The following is a 21604-nucleotide window of genomic DNA, read 5'->3' as shown; positions in this document are numbered from 1 at the left end:
CTCAGCGCCCCGAGTCGTAGAGGTGCCGGCCGCCGTGGCTGATGACCTTCACGACCACACCGCGCCGGTGCAGTTCGGCGACCGTGCGCGTCTCCTCATCGATGTCGCGTCCGAGGGCGTGGACGTTGCTCACCACGAGGACGTCGCCGCGCACGAGGGTGCCGAAGAGCCGCACCAGGCGCTCCTCCCACGACTCCATCGTCTCGGGCGCGGGATGACGGAAGCCCTCGATCGGCACGCCGAACCGCGTCAGATCGTTGCGCTGCTCGACCACCGACGGCATGTCGTCGCGGGCGATGACGAGACCGACCAGTCGCGAGCCCGCGGGGCGGGCCTGCCACCAGTCGCGGTCGCGCTGCAGCTCGGTGAAGCACTTCGGGCAGTCGGCGGCGGCGTGCGGCAGATGCAGGGGACTCGTCTGAGCGGATGCCTCGCCTTCGGGCTCCCCGGCGCGCAGGGTGGCGGCATCCGTCGCCATCGCATCCGCCGCTGGTCCTGCACCGTTCATGCATCGCTCCTTCGCCGCGACCCATTCTCCCCGAAACGGCCGTGGGTGTGTGTCAGTCGTCGTCGCCGAGGCGCAGCTCGAGGCTCAGTTGGTCGGCGTCGAGCTCGGCCAGGGCGTGCCGCAGCGCAGGCGTGCTGTACTGGCCGCCCGAGGAGAGCTGGTTCAGCCGCCGCCGCATGGCCTCGATGAGCACCAGCCGCAGCTCGAGGACGTCGCGCGCGGAGGACGTCGTCTCGTCATCGGGCGGACTGGCCAGCCGCGAGCCGACGCGCTCGACGAGCTCGTCCGGGAAGGGCTGCCCGTCGCGGCGTCGCAGCTTCGGATCGGCCATCGCGGTGACGGCCGCTGTGCGCAGCTCGTCGTCGAGCTCGGACTGCTCCGCTCGCTCGAGCCGGCTGTCGGCCGGTGACCCGAGCCGCAGCAGCCGCACCAGCCATGGCAGTGTGAACCCCTGCAGCATGAGGCTCCCGATCGCCACGGCGAACGCGATGAAGATGAGCAGTTCGCGCTCGGGCGTCTCGCGGGGGAGCGTCTGCGCCGCCGCGAGCGTCACGACGCCGCGCATGCCCGCCCACACGATGATCACGCCGTGCTTCCAGCCGAGCGGGGACGCCTGGTAGTAGTTCAGGTCGCGCATCGCCCGCGCCACCCTCTCCCTCATCGACGCGATGCGGCGCTGGGTGCGGCGATCGTCCGCAGGCTCCCGCGGTTCTCCCGCCGCCGTCGTGCTCGCCATCTCGTCGATGCGCTCGCCGATCCTCTCCAGGCGCGTGCGCTGACGTCCACGCGCGCGCCGGCTCTGCAGCCACACCATCACGGCGACGTACGCGCTGCGCACCGCGAGGACGATCGCCAGCGCGCCCAGCGCGATGCCGATGCCCGTGCCGAGGCCGTCGTGGTTCTGGATGTTCCCCTCGACGATCTGCTTGAGCTCGAGGCCCATGAGCAGGAACACCGCACCCTCGAGCATGAGCTCGATGGTGCGCCAGTTGTGCTCGTCGGCCCTGCGCTGCTCGGGTGTGAACCAGCGTGCCGAGCCCTGACCCGTGACGATGCCGGCGACCACGGCGGCGACGAGGCCCGACCCGCCGAGCTCCTCGGTCGGCAGGTAGGCGACGAACGGGATCACGAACCCGATCGCGGTGTTCGCGGCGGAATGGCGGATCAGCGACCGGAGCCGCAGATTGAGGTATCCGATGATGGCTCCGACGACCACCGCGACGAGCACGCCCCACGCGAACGCGGGCAGGAACCCGACCCCGACGCTGTCCTCGGCCGCGGCGCCGGCGCTCGCGAGCGCGGCCGCCGCGACCATCGTTCGCAGCAGCACGAGTGCGGTCGCGTCGTTGAGGAGGCTCTCGCCCTCGAGCATCGTCACGACGCGGCCCGAGACGCCGAGGCGCTTCACGATCGAGGTGGCGACCGCGTCGGTGGGGCTCAGGATCGCGCCGAGCGCGACCGCCAGGGCCGGGTTCAGCCCGGGGATCACCAGCACGAAGAAGAAGCCGAGCACGATCGAGCTCAGGATCACGAGGAGGAACGACAGACCCGCGATCGGGCCGAAGTCGCGTCGGAACTCGATGGCCGGGAGCGCCACGGCCGCGGAGTACAGCAGGGGAGGCAGCACGCCGACCAGGATCAGCTCCGGGTCGATCTCGGGCACCTCGACGAAGGGGAGCAGGCCCACGCCGACGCCGACGAGCACCAGGATGAGCGGGCCGGCGATGTTGATCTTCGGCGCGATCGCCGTCGCGAGCGCGATGACGACGACGGCAAGGATGGCGAGGACGAGGATCTCCATGACGGCTACAGCGCTCCGAGCGCCTCGACCGCCTCGCGCTCGGCCACGAGCTCCGCTACCGAGGCGTCGAACCGGGCGCGCGAGCGCGCGTCGAGCTCGAGCCCCTCGACGACCCGATAGCCGCCTCCGTCCGAGGTGACGGGGAACGAGCACACGATCCCCTCCGGCACGCCGTACTCGCCCCGCGAGACGACGCCGGCCGATGTGGTCGCACCGCGGGTGCCGAGCTGCTCGTCGCGCACGTGCTCGATCGCCGCGTTGGCGGCGGATGCCACGGACGACGAGCCGCGGACCTCGATGATCTCGGCCCCGCGTCGCGCCACGCGCGGGATGAAGACGTCGTCGAGCCAGGCCATGGCCGCGTCAGGTCCGCCGAGCCGCTCGGCGAGGGCGTCGACGACCGGTACGTCGCCGACCGTCGCATGCGTGACGTCGGGGTACTGGGTCGCGGAGTGGTTGCCCCAGATCGCCACGCCGCGGACGGCGTCGGGCCGGGCGTCGAGCGCCTCGGCGAGCTGACCGACGGCCCGGTTGTGGTCGAGGCGCGTGAGGGCGGTGAAGCGCTCGGGCGGCACGCCGGGGGCCGCGGCGGACGCCGCGATGAGCGCGTTGGTGTTCGCCGGGTTGCCGACCACGACGGCACGTACGTCATCGGCGGCGACCTCGCCGATCGCGGCGCCCTGCGGTCCGAAGATGCCGGCGTTGGCCGCGAGGAGATCGCCGCGCTCCATGCCCGGTCCGCGCGGTCGCGCGCCGACGAGCATCGCGATCCCGCAGCCGTCGAACGCCACCCGGGGGTCGTCGCTCAGCTCGACGCCGTGGAGGAGCGGGAAGGCGCAGTCCTGCAGCTCGAGCGCCGCGCCTTCGGCGGCACGCATCCCCTGCGGGATCTCGAGCAGCCGGAGCCGAACCGGACGCTCCGGGCCGAGCATGTCGCCGGCGGCGATGCGGAAGAGCAGGGCGTAGCCGATCTGCCCGCCGGCCCCGGTGATGGTCACGGTGGTGGGTGCGCTGGACATGCCCAGAGCCTATTGCGGTGTCAAGGCTCCTCGCCGGGAAAGCATGCCCGGGGTACCGTGTGGCCATGACGTTCAACGACAACGCCAGTGTCGGGGGGAGCACCGCGCGGCGTCGCGGCGGCGGAGCGGCGATCGCCGGCGGCGGCATCGCCGGTGTCGGGGCGATCGCGGTGCTGTTGTTCCAGCTCTTCACCGGACAGGACATCTCCGGTCTCGTGGGCGGCGGCGGCGCTGTCGGCGGCGGCGAGGAGACCCGTATCGAGCAGTGCCAGAGCGGCGCCGACGCGAACGAGCGCGACGACTGCCGCCTGGCAGCCGGACAGCTCGTGCTCGACCAGTTCTGGGAGGGTCAGGTGCAGGGCTACACGCCGCCGCAGCTCTTCGTCGTCGACGGCTCCACCAGCACCCAGTGCGGCACCGCCTCGAACCAGACCGGGCCCTTCTACTGCCCGCCCGAGCAGGCCGTCTACGTCGACCCGACCTTCTTCGGACTGCTGCGCCAGCAGTTCGACGCCACGGCTGGCCCGCTCGCGCAGCTGTACGTCCTCGCCCACGAGTACGGCCATCACGTCCAGAACATCGCGGGCATCATGGAGGCGCATCCGAACAAAGGCACGGGTCCCGACAGCAACGGCGTGCGGCTCGAGCTGCAGGCCGACTGCTTCGCGGGTGCCTGGGTGGGCGACATGACCGAACAGGTCGACGAGAACGGCGTGCCGTTCCTCGAGGCACCCACCCAGCAGCAGATCGCCGACGCCATCAACGCCGCGCAGACCGTGGGCGACGACCACATCCAGCAGGAGTCGGGCGGTGTGGTGAACCCCGAGACCTGGACCCACGGGTCGAGCGAGCAGCGGCAGCGGTGGTTCGAGACGGGGTATCGCAACGGGGTCGGCGCCTGCGAGACTTTCGGCATTCCGGGGGGAAGCCTATGAACGAACACCTCGATGACATCCTGTATCCGCCCATCGAGCCGTACGAGACCGGCGTGCTCATCGTGGGCGACGGCAACCGCGTCTACTGGGAGCAGAGCGGGAATCCCGAGGGCAAGCCGGTCGTGTTCCTGCACGGCGGACCGGGGGCCGGCACGTCGTCGTGGCACCGCCGCTTCTTCGACCCCGAGCGCTACCGCATCGTCCTCTTCGACCAGCGGGGCTGCGGGCGGTCGACGCCGCACGCCAGCACACCCGGGGCCGACCTCCGGCACAACACCACGTGGCACCTGGTGGCCGACATCGAACTGCTCCGCCGCAACCTCGGCGTGGCGCAGTGGCAGGTCTTCGGCGGTTCGTGGGGGAGCGCCCTCGCGCTCGCCTACGCCCAGACGCACCCCGACTCCGTCTCGGAGCTCGTGCTGCGCGGCATCTTCACGCTGCGCCGTCATGAGCTGGAGTGGTTCTACGAGGGCGGCGCCTCGGTGCTCTACCCCGACCTGTGGGAGGACTTCATCGCGCCGATCCCGGTGCTCGAGCGCTCGCGCATGATCGACGCGTACCACCGGCGCCTGTTCGATCCCGACCCGGCGGTGCACGGACCGGCGGGTCTCGCGTGGACGCGGTGGGAGGCATCCACTCTCACTCTCCTGCCCGACCCGTCGCTGGTCGACGATATGACGGAACCCGACGCCGCGACCGCGTTCGCCCGCATCGAGAACCACTACTTCATGCACGGCGGCTGGTTCGACGAGGGGCAGCTCATCGCCGGCGTCGACGCCATCCGCCACATCCCGGCCGTCATCGTGCAGGGACGCTACGATGTCTGCACCCCGCCCATGACGGCCTGGGATCTGCACCGGGCGTGGCCCGAGGCGGAGTTCATGATGGTTCCGGATGCCTCGCACTCGGCATCCGAGCCGAGCATCGCCGCTGCGCTCCGGGCCGCGACCGATCGGTTCGCCGGCGTCGAGGCCGAGCCGGACGACGACCCGTGGGAGCCGGAGGGTGAGGCGGCGCCGGACGGCGAGCCCGACGACGCGGAGTCGCCGCGCGACGACACCGGTGAGGCCGTCGCACAGGAAGCTCACCCCCAGCACTGGTAGGCTGGGTTCACTTGCAGCGCGTCACCGCGCTTCTTGCGTCGTAGAACGCTTCCCTCGCCGCCGTCTGCGGGCCCCCCCGCACAGACGCCGTCGGCTGAAAACTTTCGTACGGCGACCCGTGGGCGAAATACGCCACCGGCCACCGACCAGGGTGCGTATGCGCGCCCGGAGACCATTCTCGATGACTGACGTCACCTTCAGCACGCTCGGCGTGCCCCAGCCCCTCGTCGCCTCCCTGGCGGCCGAGGGCAAGACCACTGCGTTCCCGATCCAGGTCGACACGCTCCCCGACACCCTCGCCGGCCGCGACGTGCTCGGCCGCGGCAAGACCGGCTCGGGCAAGACCCTCGCCTTCTCGATCCCGATGGTCGCCCGCCTCGGCACCAAGCTCGCCGGTGGCCCGCGCCGCAAGGGCCGGCCGCTCGGGCTCGTCCTGGCGCCCACCCGCGAGCTCGCGACGCAGATCGACGCCGTGCTCGCCCCGCTCGCCAAGGCATACGGCCTGACCACGACGACGATCTTCGGCGGCGTGAACCAGAACCGCCAGGTGCAGGCGCTCAACGCCGGCGTCGACATCGTCGTCGCCTGCCCGGGCCGCCTCGAAGACCTCATGAAGCAGGGCTACGCGCACCTCGACGCCGTCGAGATCACCGTGATCGACGAGGCCGACCACATGGCCGACCTCGGGTTCCTCCCCGTCGTCACCCGCATCCTCAGCGCCACGCCCACCAGCGGCCAGCGCCTGCTCTTCAGTGCCACGCTCGACAACGGCGTGGACAAGCTCGTGAAGCGCTTCCTTCAGAACGAGGTGCTGCACTCGGTCGACGAGGCGACCTCGCACGTCGCCGCGATGACGCACCACGTCTTCACGATGGCCGACGCCGACGCCAAGAAGGACGTCGTCTCGGCCCTCGCATCGGGCACGGGTCGCCGCATCCTCTTCATGCGCACCAAGCACCACGCGAAGAAGCTCGCGAAGCAGCTCACGGCGCAGGGCATCCCCGCCGTCGACCTGCACGGAAACCTCTCGCAGCCGCAGCGCGACCGCAACCTCGCGGCATTCTCGGCCGGCACCGCCAAGGTGCTCGTCGCGACCGACGTCGCCGCCCGCGGCGTGCACGTCGACGACGTCGAGCTGGTCATCCACGTCGATCCGCCGATGGAGCACAAGGCGTACCTGCACCGCTCGGGCCGCACGGCTCGCGCGGGGGCGGAGGGTGCCGTGGTCACGCTCGTGCTTCCCGGCCAGGAGAAGGACGTCGCGCAGCTGCTGCGCAAGGCCGCCATCTCGGTCGCGCCGGTGAAGGTCACGGCCACCTCGGCCGCCGTCGCCGAGCTCGTCGGCGAGGTCGCTCCCTACGTCAAGCCCGAGCCGGTGCAGCAGCCGGCCCGTGGCGGCGGACAGAGCCAGGGCGCCAACGCCCAGCGCAAGCGCGCCGCGCGCGAGGGCGCCGGCGGCGGGCAGCGCTCCAGCCGTGGCCAGGGCGGGCGCGGACAGGGCGGCCGCACGCAGAGCACCGACCGCGTCGCATCCGGTCACCAGCGCTCCGACCAGAGCGCGGGCCACACCCGTTCGGCTCAGCCGCAGGGCAACCCCCGCACGCCCGGTCGTCGCGCCTCGAACGCGGGCGCCGGCGGCGGCAAGCTCATGGTGGGCTCGGTCGTCCGTCAGAACGGCAGCAGCCGCCGCAACGGTCGCTGACCCCAGGATCCACGGAGGGGAGGCACCCGGTCATCGCGACCCGGTGCCTCCCCTTTCCCTTTCCCGTCCCCCACCCCTTGTGGACACCGAACGGGTTGAGTGTCCAGGACACGCCGCCACGGCGCGCGGAGACACGGCATGTCGTGGACACTCAACCCATCCGTGGACCCGAACGGGTTGAGTGTCCAGGACACGCCGCCACGGCGCGCGGAGACACGGCATGTCGTGGACACTCAACCCCGGGGGTGGGGGCGCGGCAGCGCGGGAGGGAACGGTCAGCGGGCGCGGAGGAGGTCGGCGGCGACCTCGCCGATGACGATCGCCGGCGCGTTCGTGTGGCCGCGGATCACCGTGGGCATGACGGATGCGTCGGCCACCCGCAGTCCGTCGACTCCGCGTACCCGCAGCTCGGGGTCGACGACGGAGGCGGCATCCGTCCCCATCCTCGCCGTGCCGACGGGGTGGTACAGCGTGTGAGAGTAGCGGCGCAGCGACAGCTCCGCCCGCTCGGCGGGTGTCAGGGACTCCCCGCCCTCGGGCTGGATCCAGCCGCCGGTGGTGAGCGCGCCGAGCGCCTCGGTGTCGATCAGACGCTCGCACTCCGCAAGGCCGGCGAGCATCGTGGCCTCGTCGATGCCGTCGGGATCGGTGAGGTAGCCCGGGTCTATGAGCGGCTTCGCGGTCGGATCCGCGGAGGCGAGCCGGATCGTCCCGCGGCTGCGCGGTCGCAGCAGGATCGCGCCCACGGTGATCCCCTCGCCGGGCGACGGCACGAGGCCCTCGCCGACGTACGGCACCGGCGCGAAGATGATCTCGATGTCGGGCAGCCCGGCCCCCATGCCGGTGCGGTCGGCGACCTCGGTGCGCACGAACCCGCACGCCTCCGCGACGTTGGAGGTCAGCATCCCGCGTCGCGACGAGAGGTACCGCGCGAGCTCGACGGCGCGCTCGGCGCCGAACAGCGTGCCGCCGTGCGCCTCCGGCGCGAGCCCCGCAACGAGGTGGTCCTGCAGATTCGAGCCCACGCCGGGCGCGTCCACGACGACCGGGATGCCGTGCTCGGCGAGGTGCTCGGCGGGCCCGATGCCGCTCAGCATCAGCAGCTGCGGGGTATTGACGGCACCGCCGCAGAGGATCACCTCGCGCCGAGCGAGCGCCTGACGGGTCACCCCGTCGACCTCGACGTAGACGCCGGTCGCGCGCCGCGCGTCGCCGTCGCCCGGACCGAACGTGACCCGCCGCACCAGCGCATGCGTGACGACGCGCAGGTTGCGACGCCGCCGAGCCGGGCGGAGATAGGCGTCGGCCGTCGACACGCGCCCGCCGCGGCGCTGCGACACCATCGTCTGACTGAATCCCTGATTTTCGGCGAGATTGGCGGGGGTGACGGGATGCCCCAGCTCACGTGCCGCGTCGAGGAACGCCGCCGTGTGCGGGCGCGGATCGCGCTGATGCTCCACGGAGTGCGGTCCGTCCGAGCCCTGGGTTTCGTCCGCGGCGTCCTGCGTGCGCTCGACCCGCCGGAAGTACGGAACCAGCGACTTCCACGACCACGCAGGGCCGGCCCCCTCGGCCCACTCGTCGTAGTCGGCGGCGAAACCGCGCACCCACATCATCGCGTTGAGCGACGACGAGCCGCCGAGGGTCTTGCCCCGGGGCCAGTAGACGGTGCGGCCCTCGAGCCGTTCCTGCGGGACCGTGTCGTAGTTCCAGTCGTAGGCGCCGCGGAAGAGCTTCGAGAACGCCGCCGGCACGTGCAGCTCGAGCGCTTTGTCGGGCCCACCTGCCTCGAGCAGCAGCACCGATACCGACGGGTCCTCGCTCAGCCGCGCCGCTAGCGCCGCGCCTGCCGAGCCGGCGCCCACCACGATGTAGTCGGCGATCAACGGCCGCCGCGCCCGCCGCGTCACGCGCGGAACGCCTTGAGGAGCGTGCGCGCGAGCTTCGGGTAGTCGCCGTCCATCCGGAACCGCGTGAATCCCTCGCTCACGGCGGCGCCGGTGCGCGACGTCACGAACCACGGCGGCTTCGGAAGCACCGAGAAGGCGCGCCCGCCCGAGCGGCCCAGCGCCTTCGGCTCGAGCGACCGCGGGAACGGCCGGAACGGTCCGCGGGTCACCGCACGCTCGATGCCGTCGAGCAGCAGGGCGTTGTGCACCACGCCGATCCCGCTCTCGACCTCCTGCAGCGTCGCGCCGGGGAACCCGCCCCACGGCAGGGTGGGGGTGAGGAAGCCGAAGGCGGTCCACGAGTTGATCGAGATCGTGCCGTAGCGGAGGTCGGCCATGGCGTGCTCGAACCCGTCGCCCAGCGCCGCCTGCGTCACCGGATCGATGAGCACGTTCGCGCCGAGGGTGCCGGCGAGCTGCTCGTTCGCGTGGGCTATCGCCCGGTCGAGGAACTCCTGCCCGTTGCCCGGAAGCGCCACCACCCCGAGCACCGGGGCGAAGTACTCGGTCTTCTCGATCGCCGCCGCGCCTGGTCCGGAGGTCGCTTCGACGAGAGCGCGCGTGCCGTCGCCGCGCCAGGACGCATCGGGATAGTCGGATGCCGCGGCCGCCAGCTTCTCGTCGGACCGCGGGTACCAGACCGGCCGTGCCGGCGCGGCGTCGAGCGCCGCGCGCAGGGCGTCGAGGAAGGCCTCGCGCTGCGGCCAGTCGGAGCTCAGCAGCACGATCTGCCCGGCGATGCAGTTGTGGCCGGAGTTGTAGAGCCGCATCGTGGCGACGTGCTCGGCCTGGAACCGGAGGTCGGCCTCGCTCCACTCGCCGGGCACGATGATGATCGGCGAGACGCCGCCGAGCTCGGCGGTGATCGGCTTCTTGAGCTTCGGGCGGTCCTCGCGCCGGCGACGTGCGGTGGCAGCGGCCCCTGCGCCCGTCGGAGACCCCCAGACGATCGCGTCGAACGTCGGCGTGGCGCCCGTGATGTGCACGTGCGAGATCGCGCGGTGATCGCTCAGGTAGGCGCCGACGTCTCCGCCGCCGCGCACGATGCGCAGGAAGCCCGGCTCGATGAGGGGGGCCAGTGCACGCTCGTACACCGGGACCATCGTGTCCTGGGTGGGATTCACCTTGAGGATGACGACGCGGTTGTGCGCCATGAGCTCGTAGATCACGTCGAGCACCGGGATCGACGTGACGTTGCCCGCGCCGAGCACGAGTCCGACGCCGCCCGGTTCGGTCGGCGACAGCTGGCCCAGGCCGGCGGTCCGGCGCGCCTGCGCCTCGGTGACACCCGGCTCGAACCACACCTCGCCGGTGTAGCCCGAGAGGAGGAGGCCGTCGATGGGGCTGAGCGGGAAGACGTGCGCGCGCAGACGGCCGCCGGGCGCGGCATCCGTCTTCACCCCGCGGAGCGGACTCTCGCCCTTCGCGAGCGCCGAGAGCGTCGACCGGTACGCGTCGACGGCGACCAGCGTGGCGTAGGGGCCCGACAGCCACTCCTCACCACGGAGCGGATGCCCTGGCTCGAGGCTCTTGGACGTCGCTGCGACGTCGGCCCACTCCTCGGCGACCGTCGCGACCGAGTCGCGGATGCGGCCGAGCAGCCGGGCGCGCTGGTCGAGCGTGAGGTGGCTCCAGGTGCGTGCGCCGGTCTCGAGGTCGGCGATCGCCGCGTCGAGCGGGCCGGACACGTCCTCAGGGAGGGCGGGCGCCTTCGCGCGGGACGGTGCGGCGGTTGCCGGGACGGCCTTGGGCACGGGCGCTCTCCTTCGGGCGGGGTGTCTCAGTCTACGATGGCTGCCCTGACACGCGATCTCACGCCTGCTGCGACTCGATGTCGCTGCGACGCAGCGGGTACCTGGCCAGGCTCAGGAGGCTGAGCCCGATGAGCACCGCCGGCGCGAGGCTGAAGCTGATGACGATGCCGGTGACCGCGGCGGCGGGCTGCGCCACCGACTCGCCCGCGGTCGACGAGATGTAGCCGGTCGCCGCGAGGATCAGCGACAGCACCGTCGCGCCCAGGGCGAAGCCGACCGTCTCGCCCGCCGTCCACACGCCACTGAAGGATCCCGCGCGCCCGGGACCGTTCGTGCGCTCGTCGTGCGAGATCACGTCGGGCAGCATCGCCATCGGCAGCGACTGCATGCCGGCGTAGGCGATGCCCGCGACGCCGACGGGCGCGTAGATCCAGTTGCCCGGCGCCCACAGCACGCCGAGGATCGACAGGGCGGCGACGGCGAAGACAGCGCTCGCGATCGCGAACGTGCGCTCCTTGCCGATGCGCCGGGACACGACGCCCCACGCCGGGGCGGCGAAGAGCGCGGGGGCGATGAGGGCGACGAACAGCAGCTCGACGGCGGCTTCCGAGTGCAGCACCCAGGTCGCGACGTACTGCGCGCCGGCGAGCATGAGGCCGGTCGCGAGCGCCTGCAGCACGAAGGTCGAGAGCAGCGCGCGGAACGGACCGCTGCGTCGCAGTGCCCGGACGCCGTCGGCGTAGTGCTGGCGCAGACTCCCCCGCGCTGCGCCGGGGAGCGTTCCGCCGGGGGCGCCGAGGGTCGTCGCCGTCACCGGACGCCGCGCGACCGTCGTCGCGACCAGCATGCCCAGGCCGATGACGACGCCCGCGACGATGCCCATCACGAGGTACCCCGTGGCGGGGTCGTCGGCGACGCGGCGCAGGGCAGGGCCGCCGGCGCCGAACGCCAGGATCGCGAGGGTGAGCACGACGACGCGCCACGTGAGCAGGCGCGTGCGCTCGTCGTAGCGGGGCGTGAGCTCGGCCGGGAGTGCGATGTACGGCACCTGGAACAGGCTGAATGCCGTCGCCGTCAGGGTGAACGCGAAGAAGACCCAGATCGCCGCGACCGCGGGGCCGAGCGCGGGCGGCACAGCGAAGGTGAGGGCGAAGAGCACCGGGATGCTGCACGCTCCGACGAGCATGAGCCGGCGGCGCGTGCCGTGGCGCGCGAGGTCGCGGTCGGTGAGGGCCCCGATCACCGGGTCGATCACGACGTCCCAGATCTTGGCCAGCGTGATCACAAGACCGGCCACCAGTGCGGCGACGCCGAGCGAGTCGGTGAGGTAGTACGTCAGCACGAGCCCCGGCAGCGTGCCGAAGCCACCGGTGCCGAGCGAGCCGGTGGCGTAGCGGGCGATGGTGCCGGTGGAGAGGCGGGTGCGCGCGCAGGCGGAGTCGGATGCCGCGGCCGCGCCGGCGTCGGGAGCGTCGGTGCTCATCGCGCCAGTGTAGGTGAGGCCCCGCTCCCGCGGTCGTGCCTGTGGACAGGGCGTTTCGTCTCGCGCCGCTCGCTCAACGACCGGAGGTCGCGTCTCCCCGCGCGGGGGGTCAGTCCAGCTCGGCCACGGCGTCGCGCACGGCGCGCAGGCCCGCGAGGGTCTCGGCGAAGCTCGTCGACAGCGGGGAGAGCCCGATCCGCAGTCCCTCGGGGTCGCGGTAGTCGGGGATGACGTCCTCGGTCCACAGCCGCGCGGTGACGGCCCGCATGGCGGGGTGCGACAGCGTGACGTGGCCGCCGCGGGCCGCGGCATCCCGTGGCGAAGCGACACTCACGCCGAGCGGACCCAGCAGCGCGTCGGAGACCCTCACCGCGAAGTCGGTCAGCGCCACCGACTTCGCACGGATGGCATCGATGCCCGCCTCCTCGATCAGCGCGAGGGTGTCCTGCATGGCGAGCATCCCGACGATCGGCGGCGTGCCCGAGAGGAACCGTCTCATGCCGTCGGCCGGCCGGTACTCCGGGCCCATCGCGAAGACGTCGGCGGTGCCCATCCAGCCCTGGATCGGCTGCGCCAGCGCGTCCTGATGCCGGGCGGCGACGTACGCGAAGGCCGGGGAGCCCGGTCCGCCGTTGAGGTACTTGTACGTGCAGCCGACGGCGAGGTCGAACCCCCAGGCGTCGGCGTGCACCGGCACCGATCCGGCGGAGTGGCACAGGTCCCACACCGCGAGCGCGCCGGCTTCGTGGATGATCTCGGTGAAGGCCGCGGCATCCGCCAGATATCCCGACCGGTACGCGACGTGGCTCAGCAGCACCACCGCGGTCGTCGGCCCGACCGCCGCCCGCAGAGCGTCGGACGTCACGCCCGCCGCCAGGTCGACGTCGATCCACCGCACGCGTCCGCCGCGCTCGCGCGCGATGCCGTCGACGAGGTAGCGGTCGGTCGGGAAGTTGTCGCGGTCGACGATGATGTCGACGCGGGCCGGATCGGCGGCGTGCTGCGCGTCGAACGCCGCCCGCACGAGTTTGTAGAGCAGCACGGTGGTCGAGTCGCCGACCACCGTCTGGCCGGGCGCCGCGCCGATCACCGCACGCCCGATCGTGTCGCCGATCTCGAACGGCAGCTTCATCCACGACTCGTCCCAACCGCGGATCAGCCGACCGCCCCACTCGTCGCGGGCGAAGGCCGCCAGCCGGTCGACGCTCGCGCGAGGCGGACGGCCGAGCGAGTTGCCGTCGAAGTACACCAGCGAGCTCTCGGCCCCGACGAACGCGTCGCGGTGGTGCCGCAGCGGGTCGGCCGCGTCGAGAGCGGATGCCTCGGCCTCGAGATCGGCGGTGGTCCCCGGCGCGCCGGGGTCAGTGGTCGTCATGGATGAGCTCCTCGGAGGGGACGACGGCCGCACGCCCCAGCCACTCGGCGACGTCGCCGAGCGTGGTGGGCGGCGGACCGGGGACGAAGGTCGAGACCCCGGCGGGGGCGGCTGCGGGCCACGGATCGCACAGTGCGGCGATCAGCCGGTCGCCGCGCACGCCGACCCGGTCGAGGGCGCGGAGCTCCTCGACGAGCACGCCGAACCGGCGGTCGCCGTTGCCGAGGTCGGTGCCGTAGAGCACCGTGCCGTCGGCGGCGACGAAGGCCTCGAGATTGGCGAGCGCGTTCGCCTCCGCCGCCGGGTCGGCGCCATGGATGCCGAGCGTCGAGATCCAGGTCTGCCCGGCGGCCACCGCGCGCCCGATGAGGTCGTCGTCGAGAGCCTCGGTGAAGGGCGTGTGCGCGAGGGCGTCGACGCCCGCGTCGAGCGCGAGCCGCGTCATCCCGTCTCCTTCGACGTGCGCGACGACGGGCAGGTCGTGTCCGCGCGCCGCGACGACGATCGCCTCGAGCGTCGCGGAGCCGAACACGGGGCCGGCGGTGGAGTTGAGTGCGACCTTGATGAGGGATGCCCCGAACGACGCCTGCTCGTCGACCGCCGTCGCCGCGCCGCCGGCCACACCGGGATGCGCGGACGGGCTGGAGACGGTGCGCACGATCGCATCCGGCGCCCAGCCGCGGCCGGACGGATAGCCGCCGGGGGCGGTGAGGAATGCACCGGCGTGCACGACGTGCGGCATGCCCGCGCCCTCGCGGCGGGCGAAGCCGATCGGATCGCCGCCGAGGTCGACGACGCCGGCGATGCCGCCCGCGGGCAGCGCGTGCTCATCGATGAGATGCACATGCACGTGGTGGTCGATCAGCGGCGGGAGCGCGACCCCCGGCTCGCCCGTGATGGCGCGGCGGCACAGCGTAGCCGTGCCGCCGAGGAGCCCCTGCAGTGCCTCGGTCGACCCGCGCGCCGCGGCGCTCCCCGTCGACCCGTCCCGCCCGGCATCCGTCATCGGATCTCCGTGCGGACGGCAAAGAGCTCGGGGAAGAAGGTCAGCTGCAGCGCTCGCTGCAGGAACGGCACGCCGCTCGACCCTCCGGTGCCGGTCTTGAAGCCGATGATGCGCTCGACGGTCTTGAGGTGGCGGAACCGCCACAGCTGGAAGTTGTCCTCGAGGTCGACGAGCTCTTCGCAGGTCTCGTACGCCGCCCAGTGCTGCTGGGGGTCGGCGTAGATGTCGGCGAACAGCGGCACGAGCTCGGGGGTGAACGTCCACGCCCGAGTGACATCGCGCTCGAGCACCTCGGTGGGGATCGGGTAGCCCGACCTCGCCAGCATCCGGAGGAACTCGTCGTAGAGGCTGGGCGCCTGCAGGGCCCGCTCGATCAGCTCGTGCGCGGCGGGATCGTTCTCGAAGACGCGCAGCATCGCCGCGTTCTTGTTGCCGAGGGTGAATTCGACGGCACGGTACTGCGCCGACTGGAAGCCCGAGGCGTTGCCCAGCACGCCGCGGAACTGCGCGTACTCGGCGGGGGTGAGCGTCGCGAGCACCGACCACTGCTCGGTCAGGGTCTTCTGGATGTGCTTGACGCGCGCGATGCACTTGAGCGCGGGGGCGAGCTGGTCTTCGCGCAGCAGCCGGCAGGCGGCGCCGAGCTCGTGGAGCACCAGCTTCAGCCACAGCTCGGTGGTCTGGTGCTGGATGATGAACAGCAGCTCGTCGTGGTGCTCGGGATCGCTCAGCGGCCGCTGCGCGGCCAGCAGGGTTCCGAGGTCGAGGTAGCCCCCGTAGCTCATGCGATCGGCGAAGTCGGTGACGACCGTGCCCTCGATCGCCCGGGTGTTGCGTTCGACGCCTTCGCTCACCCGCTCAGCCTAACGAGGGGGGATGCTCCTTCGTCAGGGCCTGTGAGCGGCCCGGTCCTTGCGGGGCTCCCGCGTCAGATGAGCTCGAGCTCGCGGAGCTTGGTCTCGACGTCGTCGTTCGTCGGCTCGACGTGGTGCGAGGCATCCGGGTACACCACGACGGGGATGTTCGTGCGGCCCGAGATCTCGCGCGCGACGTCGGCGGCAGCGGGGTCGGCCACGAGGTCCACGTAGGTGTACTGGATTCCCAGCGAATCGAGCTGGCGCTTGGTGCGGACGCAGTCGCGGCACCAGTCGGCGCCGAACATCGTGATCGTGGAGGGGGCGGAAGTCATGACTTCCATTCTCCCGTATCGATCCTGGAAGAGGGCCGGGTGCCCCCTGCCTGCCGCTACCAGACGGTTGGCTTCGTCGGCTCGTACGCCCAGACCCGGAAGAACTCGGTCAGGTCCTGACCCGAGACCTCCTCGGACAGGGCGATGAAGTCGGCCGTCGTCGCCGTGCCGCCGCCGTACCGGGCGACCCACTCCGTCGCCAGCGCGAAGAAGTCGGCGTCGCCGAGTTCGCCGCGCAGCGCGTGCAGCAGGGCGGCGCCACGGTCGTAGACAGCGGTGCCGAAGATGCCGAGCGGCCCGGGGTCGGCGAGCACGGTGCTCCACGTGGACGACGTCGCCGAGCGGTTCATCACGCCGGTGAAGAGGGTCGCGGTCGAGGATGTGCCGCGGTGCTCGCGCCACATCCACGAGGCGTAGGTCGCCCAGCCCTCGTTGAGCCAGATGTCGGCCCAGCGCTCCGGGCTCACGTGGTCGCCCATCCACTGGTGCGCGAGCTCGTGCGCGACGGTGTTCTCGGCAGCGCTGGTGGAGAAGAACGACCGGGTCTGGGTCTCCAGCGCGTAGCCCACCGAGTCGTTGTCGACGATCGCGCCGTACGAGACGAAGGGGTACGGGCCGAACCGATCCTCGAAGAACACCAGCATGTCGCTCGTCCGGGCGAGCGACCCGACCTGGCCCGCCGTGCGCGTGACGTCGATCGCGTCGATGATCGGGGTGCCGTTGGCTGCGGTGTACTGCCTGAGCTCGAACCTGCCGACGGTCGCCGTCGCGAGGTAGGCCGCCATCGGGTCGGGGGCATCCCATGTCCACGTCGTGCGGCCGTCCGCGGTCTGCGATCCGACGAGCAGGCCGTTGGCGACGGCGGTCAGGCCCTCGGGCACGGTGATCTCGTACGAGTAGGTCGACTTGTCTGTCGGGTGGTCGTTGACGGGGAACCAGGTCGCCGACCCGTCGGGCTCGCTCACGACCATCGCGCCGTCGCGGGTGGTCACCCAGCCGTAGAGCGCGTCTTCGATGTCGGTGGGGCGCGTCGTCGTGCCGCCGTAGGTCACGACCACCGTGGCGGACTGACCGGTCTTGAGCTTGGGGCGCGGCGTGATGACCAGCTCGTTCGCCGTCTGCTCGAAGGCCATGCTCTTGCCGCCCACGACGACCTTCGAGGCGGTGAGGCCCCGCAGATCGAGGTTGAACCGGTCGACGTCCGCGGTCGCGACGAGGTCGATCGTGGCCACGCCGTTCAGCGTCCCCTCGAGCGGAGCGGGCGCCGGTGCCGGCGGGGTGTAGTCGAGATCGAGGTCGTAGTGCACGACATCGATCCCGCCGTTGCCCGCAAGGGGGAAGTACGGATCGCCCGCGCCCTCGGCGCCGGGGCTGTAGCGCGGCGAGCCCGGCGACCCGGGCGCGGCGACTGCGGAGCTCGTGGCCACGAGGGCGGTCGCGACCGCGACGGCGGCGGCGGCGAGCGTGATGCGACGGAACGCAGGAATGGGCACGGCATCCTCCCCAGGACTTCATCGAACGAGGTCGACGCTAGCCTCGCCGCATTTCGGCAGCGTGTCGAGGGGGTCACCGAAAACGCACACCGGAGCGGTCGCTCCACAGGCCGGGTTCGCGGGGGCGGTTCGCCGTGCGACGATGGATCGCAGTGCAGCTGTCCATCATCGTTCCCACGTTCAACGAGGCTCCCAACGTCGCGGAGCTGGTCCGTCGTGTCACGGCGGCCGTCGGGGGGATCGAGGCCGAGGTCGTCTTCGTCGACGACAGCACGGACGACACTCCCGACGTGATCCGCGAGGTCGCGGCATCCGCTTCTCTCCCGGTGCGGCTCGTGCACCGTTCGACCCGCGCGGGTGGGCTGGGGAGCGCGGTCGTCGAGGGCTTCGCACTGGCCGAAGCCGACACGTGCCTCGTGATCGACGGCGACCTGCAGCATCCGCCCGAGCTGATCCCGGTGCTGTACGAGCGGTTCACGCGCGGCGACGCCGATGTCGTGATCGCGTCGCGCTACGCCGGCGGCGGCACCGCGACCGGACTCGCCGATCGCACGCGCGTGCTCGTGTCGAAGGCCGCGACCGCGCTCACCCGGGCGATGTTCCCCAACCGCCTTCGCGACGTGTCCGACCCGATGACGGGCTACTTCCTCGTCGACCGCCGGGCGATCGAGGCGTCGACGCTGCGGCCGCGCGGCTTCAAGATCCTCCTCGAGATCCTGGCGCGCAAGAGCCTGCGGGTCGCCGAGGTGCCCTTCGACTTCGCCGACCGCCACGCGGGCGAGTCGAAGGCCTCCGTGCGCCAGGGCCTGCATTTCGTCGCACAGCTCACGGCGCTGCGCTTCGGCAAGATGTCGCTGTTCGCAATCATCGGCGGGCTCGGCGCGATCGTGAACATCGCGATCGTGTGGGCTCTCACCGAGATGGGCGTCGGCTACGTGGTCGCCGCCGTCATCGCCGCAGAGACCACGATCATCGGCAACTTCCTGCTGCTCGAGCGCTTCGTGTTCCACGACATGCGCGAGGCCGCCTCGCGGGGCTGGCTCCGGTTCGCGAAGTCGTTCACGTTCAACAACGCCGAGGCGCTCGTGCGCATCCCGATCATGGCGCTGCTGGTCGAGTCCTGGCACATCTCGGTCGTCGTCGCGACGGCGCTCACGCTCGCCGTGGCGTTCGTCGTGCGCTTCGTGTTCCACTCCCTTGTCGTCTACGCTCCGCGCAAGGCCGGCGCCGAGCCGACCCGTGCGCGCCGCTTCGTCGAGGAGCTCGACGCGCAGGCGATGGCGCCCGGCGAGCTGTAGGCGCTCCAAGGGGGGCGGCAGCGGCCGCGGAGGACTACGCTCTCAGCCACGCAGCCAGGGGGTTCACACTTATGCGTCGCTCTGCGGCACCCGCACCGCCTGCCGATGGAGCGGTGGTCTCCTCGGCGGCAGTCTTCCGAGCCGGCCCCGTCGCTGATCGGCTTCCGCCCGACGCCCACGGGGCCGTCATCATCCCCGCGCACGACGAGGCGGAGGTCATCGCACGCACTCTGCGGTCGCTGGCCCCGCTCTGCACCCTTCAGGGTGTCGAAGTGATCGTGGCGTGCAACGGCTGCGCGGACGACACCGCGGGGATCGCCGCCCGGTTCGGGGGCGTGCGCGTGGCGGAGACGGATGTCGCATCCAAGGTGGCGGGGCTGAACCTGGGCGATCGCGTCGCGACGGCGTGGCCGCGCCTGTACCTGGACGCCGACATCGAGATCTCGCCGAGCGCCGTGATCGCCGTGTTCGACGCGCTCGACTCCCCGGGCGTGCTCGCGGCGCGACCCTGGTACTCCTACGACATCAGCGGCGCCACGGCGCCGGTGCGCGCGTACTACCGTTCGCGCGGCCGCGCCTTCGCCCCCGCCACGCGGCTGTGGGGCGCGGGCGGCTACGCCGTCGGTGAGGCGGGTCACGCGCGGTTCGCCGAGTTCCCGCGCGTGACCGCCGACGACTCATGGTTCGATGCGCAGTTCACCGAGGATGAGAAGCGGGTCGTCACCACCGTCCCGATGCGGGTTCGCACACCGCGCAATGCCCACGACCTGGTGGCCGTGCTGGCGCGCCAGCGCCGGGGCTACGTCGAGCTGGGCATCTCGTCGCACGCCGGATCGCGCGGGCGATCCGTCCTGCGCGCGGTTCGCGGGCCCCGCAGCGCCTGGGACGCGGGCTGGTACATCCTCCTGACCCTGGCCGCGCGTCGCCGCGCCGACCGGGTCATGCGCCGCAGCGGAGAGCGCAGGTGGGAGCGGGACGGCTCCAGTCGGCGCGGCCTTCCTACCGCCGGTTGAGGCCACCGGGGCCACACGGCCGGGCAGACGGGTTACGGCGGCGCGCACGCGGGGATAGGATGCCCGCACTTCAGTACGCGATCGAAGTCCGATGGGTGGGGGCACGCGATGACGGTACTCGGCGCGCGCGACCGGCTGCGCGGCCCGTACGACTGCTGCGTGGTGGGCGCCGGTCCGGTGGGGCTCGCTTTCGCGATCGAGTCCGCTGAGGCCGGACGCCGCGTCCTGCTCCTCGACGCGGGTGACCTCACGCCCGGTGGGCTCGGGATCGACGTCGATGAGCAGGCGGCCACCGAGATCGCCGACTCCGCGCGTCACGCGCCGCTGGACCTGACCTTGCGCCGGGGGCTCGGCGGAACCACGTGGCTCTGGGGCGGCCGGTGCGTGGCGTTCGAGCCGATCGACTTCGAGCGGCGCGACTACGTTCCGGGCTCGGACTGGCCGATCGCCATGGACGATGTCGCCCCGTGGTATCCCGCGGCCGCGGCGCATCTGGACTGCGGCGCGCCCGAGTTCCGCTCCCCCCTGACCGGCTGGGGCGGACTCAGCCGCTTCCGGATGTCGAACCTCGAGCGCTGGGCCCGTCAGCCGCGGCTCGCGCGCACGCTCGGGCGCCGCGTGATCGAGCATCCGCTGGTGGATGCCGCGTTCGGGGCGACCGTGACCGACCTCTCCTTCTCGCCCGGCGGGTCGGTCTCGCACCTGGTCATCGAACGCGGCGGGGAGATCACCACCGTGCAGGCACCGGCGTATGTCCTCGCGCTCGGCGGCCTCGAGACGACGCGCCTGCTGCTCGAGGTGCAGCGTGCGCGGCCGACGGCGTTCGGCGGAGCCGGTGGCCCTCTGGGGCGGTTCTACATGGGTCACGCAACGGGGAGCATCGCCGACGTGGTGTTGGACGACCCGGCTTCGGCGGCCGAGCTCGACTTCGTCCGCGATGACCATGACACGTACATCCGGCGGCGCTTCACCCTGACCGAGGAAGCCCAGCGGGAGCACGAGATCCTCAACACGTCGTTCTACATCGACAACCCGCCGTTCTACGAAGAGTCGCATCGCAACCCGACACTGTCGGCGGTGTTCCTCGGTCTCGCCATCCCGCCGATCGGGCGCCGCGTCCTCGCGGAGGGGATCCGGCTGCGGCACGTCGGCCCGCGACCGTATCGCGTCCGCGCGCACCTCGCGAACATCTTCCGCAAGCCATGGCGTGCACTCGCCGACATCGCCGACATCCTGGGACGGCGATACCTCTCGCGCGTGCGCAAGCCGGGATTCATCCTGCGCAACGACGGCGGCCGGTACGCCATCCACTACCACGCCGAGCAACTGCCCAATCCGGAGAGCCGGATCACGATGCGGACGGACACTGCCGGCCGCGGCGTCCTCCACATCGACTACCGCTTCCTCGAGGCCGACATCGACTCCCTGCTGCTGGCTCATCAGATGCTGGACGCGGAACTGCGCTCCGCAGGGAGAGGCCGTCTCGAGTACCTCGCAGGCGATCCCGACGCGGTTCGCGCCGCGGCGTGGGAGCAGGCGACCGACGGATTCCACAGCATCGGCACCACTCGCATGAGCAGGGATGCTGCGGCCGGAGTCGTCGACGGCGACTGCCGAGTTCACGGTGTCGAGAACCTCTACATCGCGTCGAGCAGCGTCTTCCCGACGAGCGCGGAGGCGAACCCGACGTTCCTCGCCACCGTCCTGGGGGTGCGACTGGCTCACCACCTTGCCGACGCGGGTTCACGCGGAACCGCGGTCCCGGCCCGCGCCGACCGCGATCCGATCACCGGCCGCTGACCCAGCCGCACGCCACCCCGAGCGGTCATTTCCGCGAGATCGCGCTGGTGGGTTCCCTTGGGCGGGATCCGGGCGTACGATGCCCCCGGGACCCGCCGTGTGCGTTGGGGAATTCGCACGGATGTCTTCTCAGCCGGTCGCTGGTGGCCGACGTGAAGGCGGCGCCGAGTTCGGCG

At 71.9% G+C, this 21604-nt stretch carries 17 protein-coding genes; 6 read left to right on the top strand and 11 right to left on the bottom strand.

Annotated elements, in window-relative coordinates; genetic code table 11:
- Window position 1: 1 nt before the first annotated feature.
- The 3 genes from JX005_RS12925 to JX005_RS12915 form a co-directional block, all read right to left on the bottom strand.
- Window positions 2–478 (bottom strand): recombinase family protein, encoded by a 477-nt coding sequence (locus JX005_RS12925; protein ID WP_214468078.1) that lies wholly within the window; start codon window positions 476–478, stop codon window positions 2–4.
- A gap of 82 nt (window positions 479–560) precedes the next feature.
- Complete coding sequence (locus JX005_RS12920) at window positions 561–2309, bottom strand: cation:proton antiporter (RefSeq protein ID WP_214467955.1); 1749 nt, start codon at window positions 2307–2309, stop codon at window positions 561–563.
- Window positions 2310–2314: 5 nt separating this feature from the next.
- Entirely contained in the window at window positions 2315–3328 is a 1014-nt protein-coding gene (locus JX005_RS12915) for a malate dehydrogenase (RefSeq protein ID WP_214467954.1), read from the bottom strand.
- Window positions 3329–3393: 65 nt separating this feature from the next.
- Between JX005_RS12915 and ypfJ the strand changes: the two genes are divergently transcribed.
- The 3 genes from ypfJ (at window position 3394) to JX005_RS12900 (ending at window position 7068) form a co-directional block, all read left to right on the top strand.
- Complete coding sequence (ypfJ, locus tag JX005_RS12910; protein WP_214467953.1) at window positions 3394–4263, top strand: KPN_02809 family neutral zinc metallopeptidase; 870 nt, start codon at window positions 3394–3396, stop codon at window positions 4261–4263.
- Window positions 4260–5366, top strand: coding sequence for a prolyl aminopeptidase (gene pip / locus JX005_RS12905; protein ID WP_214467952.1), 1107 nt, complete (start codon window positions 4260–4262; stop codon window positions 5364–5366). The genes ypfJ and pip overlap by 4 nt, the downstream gene beginning before the upstream one ends.
- Before the next feature lie 181 nt (window positions 5367–5547).
- Window positions 5548–7068, top strand: coding sequence for a DEAD/DEAH box helicase (locus tag JX005_RS12900; RefSeq protein ID WP_214467951.1), 1521 nt, complete (start codon window positions 5548–5550; stop codon window positions 7066–7068).
- 275 nt (window positions 7069–7343) lie between these two features.
- Here the strand turns inward: JX005_RS12900 and JX005_RS12895 are convergent, their stop codons facing one another.
- The 8 genes from JX005_RS12895 to JX005_RS16415 all read right to left on the bottom strand — a co-directional run bounded on the left by JX005_RS12895 (window position 7344) and on the right by JX005_RS16415 (window position 17317).
- On the bottom strand, window positions 7344–8978 hold the full coding sequence (locus JX005_RS12895) for a GMC family oxidoreductase (RefSeq protein WP_214467950.1): 1635 nt from the start codon (window positions 8976–8978) through the stop codon (window positions 7344–7346).
- Window positions 8975–10771 carry an aldehyde dehydrogenase family protein gene (locus tag JX005_RS12890; RefSeq protein ID WP_214467949.1) on the bottom strand — a complete coding sequence of 599 codons (1797 nt, stop codon included), beginning with the start codon at window positions 10769–10771 and terminating at the stop codon, window positions 8975–8977. The genes JX005_RS12895 and JX005_RS12890 overlap by 4 nt, the downstream gene beginning before the upstream one ends.
- A gap of 58 nt (window positions 10772–10829) precedes the next feature.
- Window positions 10830–12254 carry an MFS transporter gene (locus tag JX005_RS12885; RefSeq protein ID WP_214467948.1) on the bottom strand — a complete coding sequence of 475 codons (1425 nt, stop codon included), beginning with the start codon at window positions 12252–12254 and terminating at the stop codon, window positions 10830–10832.
- A 109-nt stretch (window positions 12255–12363) separates the two neighbouring features.
- Window positions 12364–13629: a kynureninase gene (locus JX005_RS12880; protein ID WP_214467947.1), complete on the bottom strand. Its 1266-nt coding sequence runs from the start codon at window positions 13627–13629 to the stop codon at window positions 12364–12366.
- Window positions 13616–14635, bottom strand: a complete 1020-nt coding sequence (locus JX005_RS12875) for an amidohydrolase family protein (protein WP_214467946.1) — start codon at window positions 14633–14635, stop codon at window positions 13616–13618. The genes JX005_RS12880 and JX005_RS12875 overlap by 14 nt, the downstream gene beginning before the upstream one ends.
- The gene (kynA, locus tag JX005_RS12870) at window positions 14632–15489 is read right to left on the bottom strand and encodes a tryptophan 2,3-dioxygenase (RefSeq protein WP_307858584.1); all 858 of its coding nucleotides are present in this window, start codon (window positions 15487–15489) and stop codon (window positions 14632–14634) included. Before kynA ends, JX005_RS12875 begins: the two co-directional genes overlap by 4 nt.
- A gap of 74 nt (window positions 15490–15563) precedes the next feature.
- Complete coding sequence (locus tag JX005_RS12865) at window positions 15564–15824, bottom strand: glutaredoxin family protein (RefSeq protein ID WP_214467945.1); 261 nt, start codon at window positions 15822–15824, stop codon at window positions 15564–15566.
- A 56-nt stretch (window positions 15825–15880) separates the two neighbouring features.
- Entirely contained in the window at window positions 15881–17317 is a 1437-nt protein-coding gene (locus JX005_RS16415) for a M1 family metallopeptidase (RefSeq protein ID WP_307858583.1), read from the bottom strand.
- Window positions 17318–17469: 152 nt separating this feature from the next.
- Between JX005_RS16415 and JX005_RS12855 the strand changes: the two genes are divergently transcribed.
- From JX005_RS12855 to JX005_RS12845, 3 genes are all read left to right on the top strand, one after another.
- The gene (locus JX005_RS12855) at window positions 17470–18615 is read left to right on the top strand and encodes a glycosyltransferase (RefSeq protein WP_214467944.1); all 1146 of its coding nucleotides are present in this window, start codon (window positions 17470–17472) and stop codon (window positions 18613–18615) included.
- A gap of 113 nt (window positions 18616–18728) precedes the next feature.
- On the top strand, window positions 18729–19628 hold the full coding sequence (locus tag JX005_RS12850) for a glycosyltransferase family 2 protein (protein WP_307858582.1): 900 nt from the start codon (window positions 18729–18731) through the stop codon (window positions 19626–19628).
- Between the two features lie 108 nt (window positions 19629–19736).
- Window positions 19737–21428 carry a GMC oxidoreductase gene (locus JX005_RS12845; protein WP_214467942.1) on the top strand — a complete coding sequence of 564 codons (1692 nt, stop codon included), beginning with the start codon at window positions 19737–19739 and terminating at the stop codon, window positions 21426–21428.
- Window positions 21429–21604: the final 176 nt, after the last annotated feature.

The organism is Microbacterium flavescens, from assembly GCF_018588945.1.
Lineage (GTDB): Bacteria > Actinomycetota > Actinomycetes > Actinomycetales > Microbacteriaceae > Microbacterium > Microbacterium flavescens.
Note: the sequence above shows the minus strand (reverse complement) of the source record. Positions and strands in the feature narration are given on the sequence as shown.

Coding starts and splice junctions, on each gene's coding strand:
- JX005_RS12915 (WP_214467954.1), bottom strand. CDS start 3,328: ATGTCCAGCGCACCCACCACCGTGACCATCACCGGGGCCGGCGGGCAG.
- JX005_RS12880 (WP_214467947.1), bottom strand. CDS start 13,629: ATGACGACCACTGACCCCGGCGCGCCGGGGACCACCGCCGATCTCGAG.
- pip (WP_214467952.1), top strand. CDS start 4,260: ATGAACGAACACCTCGATGACATCCTGTATCCGCCCATCGAGCCGTAC.
- JX005_RS12845 (WP_214467942.1), top strand. CDS start 19,737: ATGACGGTACTCGGCGCGCGCGACCGGCTGCGCGGCCCGTACGACTGC.
- JX005_RS12875 (WP_214467946.1), bottom strand. CDS start 14,635: ATGACGGATGCCGGGCGGGACGGGTCGACGGGGAGCGCCGCGGCGCGC.
- JX005_RS12885 (WP_214467948.1), bottom strand. CDS start 12,254: ATGAGCACCGACGCTCCCGACGCCGGCGCGGCCGCGGCATCCGACTCC.
- ypfJ (WP_214467953.1), top strand. CDS start 3,394: ATGACGTTCAACGACAACGCCAGTGTCGGGGGGAGCACCGCGCGGCGT.
- JX005_RS12920 (WP_214467955.1), bottom strand. CDS start 2,309: ATGGAGATCCTCGTCCTCGCCATCCTTGCCGTCGTCGTCATCGCGCTC.
- JX005_RS12925 (WP_214468078.1), bottom strand. CDS start 478: ATGGCGACGGATGCCGCCACCCTGCGCGCCGGGGAGCCCGAAGGCGAG.
- JX005_RS12900 (WP_214467951.1), top strand. CDS start 5,548: ATGACTGACGTCACCTTCAGCACGCTCGGCGTGCCCCAGCCCCTCGTC.
- JX005_RS12865 (WP_214467945.1), bottom strand. CDS start 15,824: ATGACTTCCGCCCCCTCCACGATCACGATGTTCGGCGCCGACTGGTGC.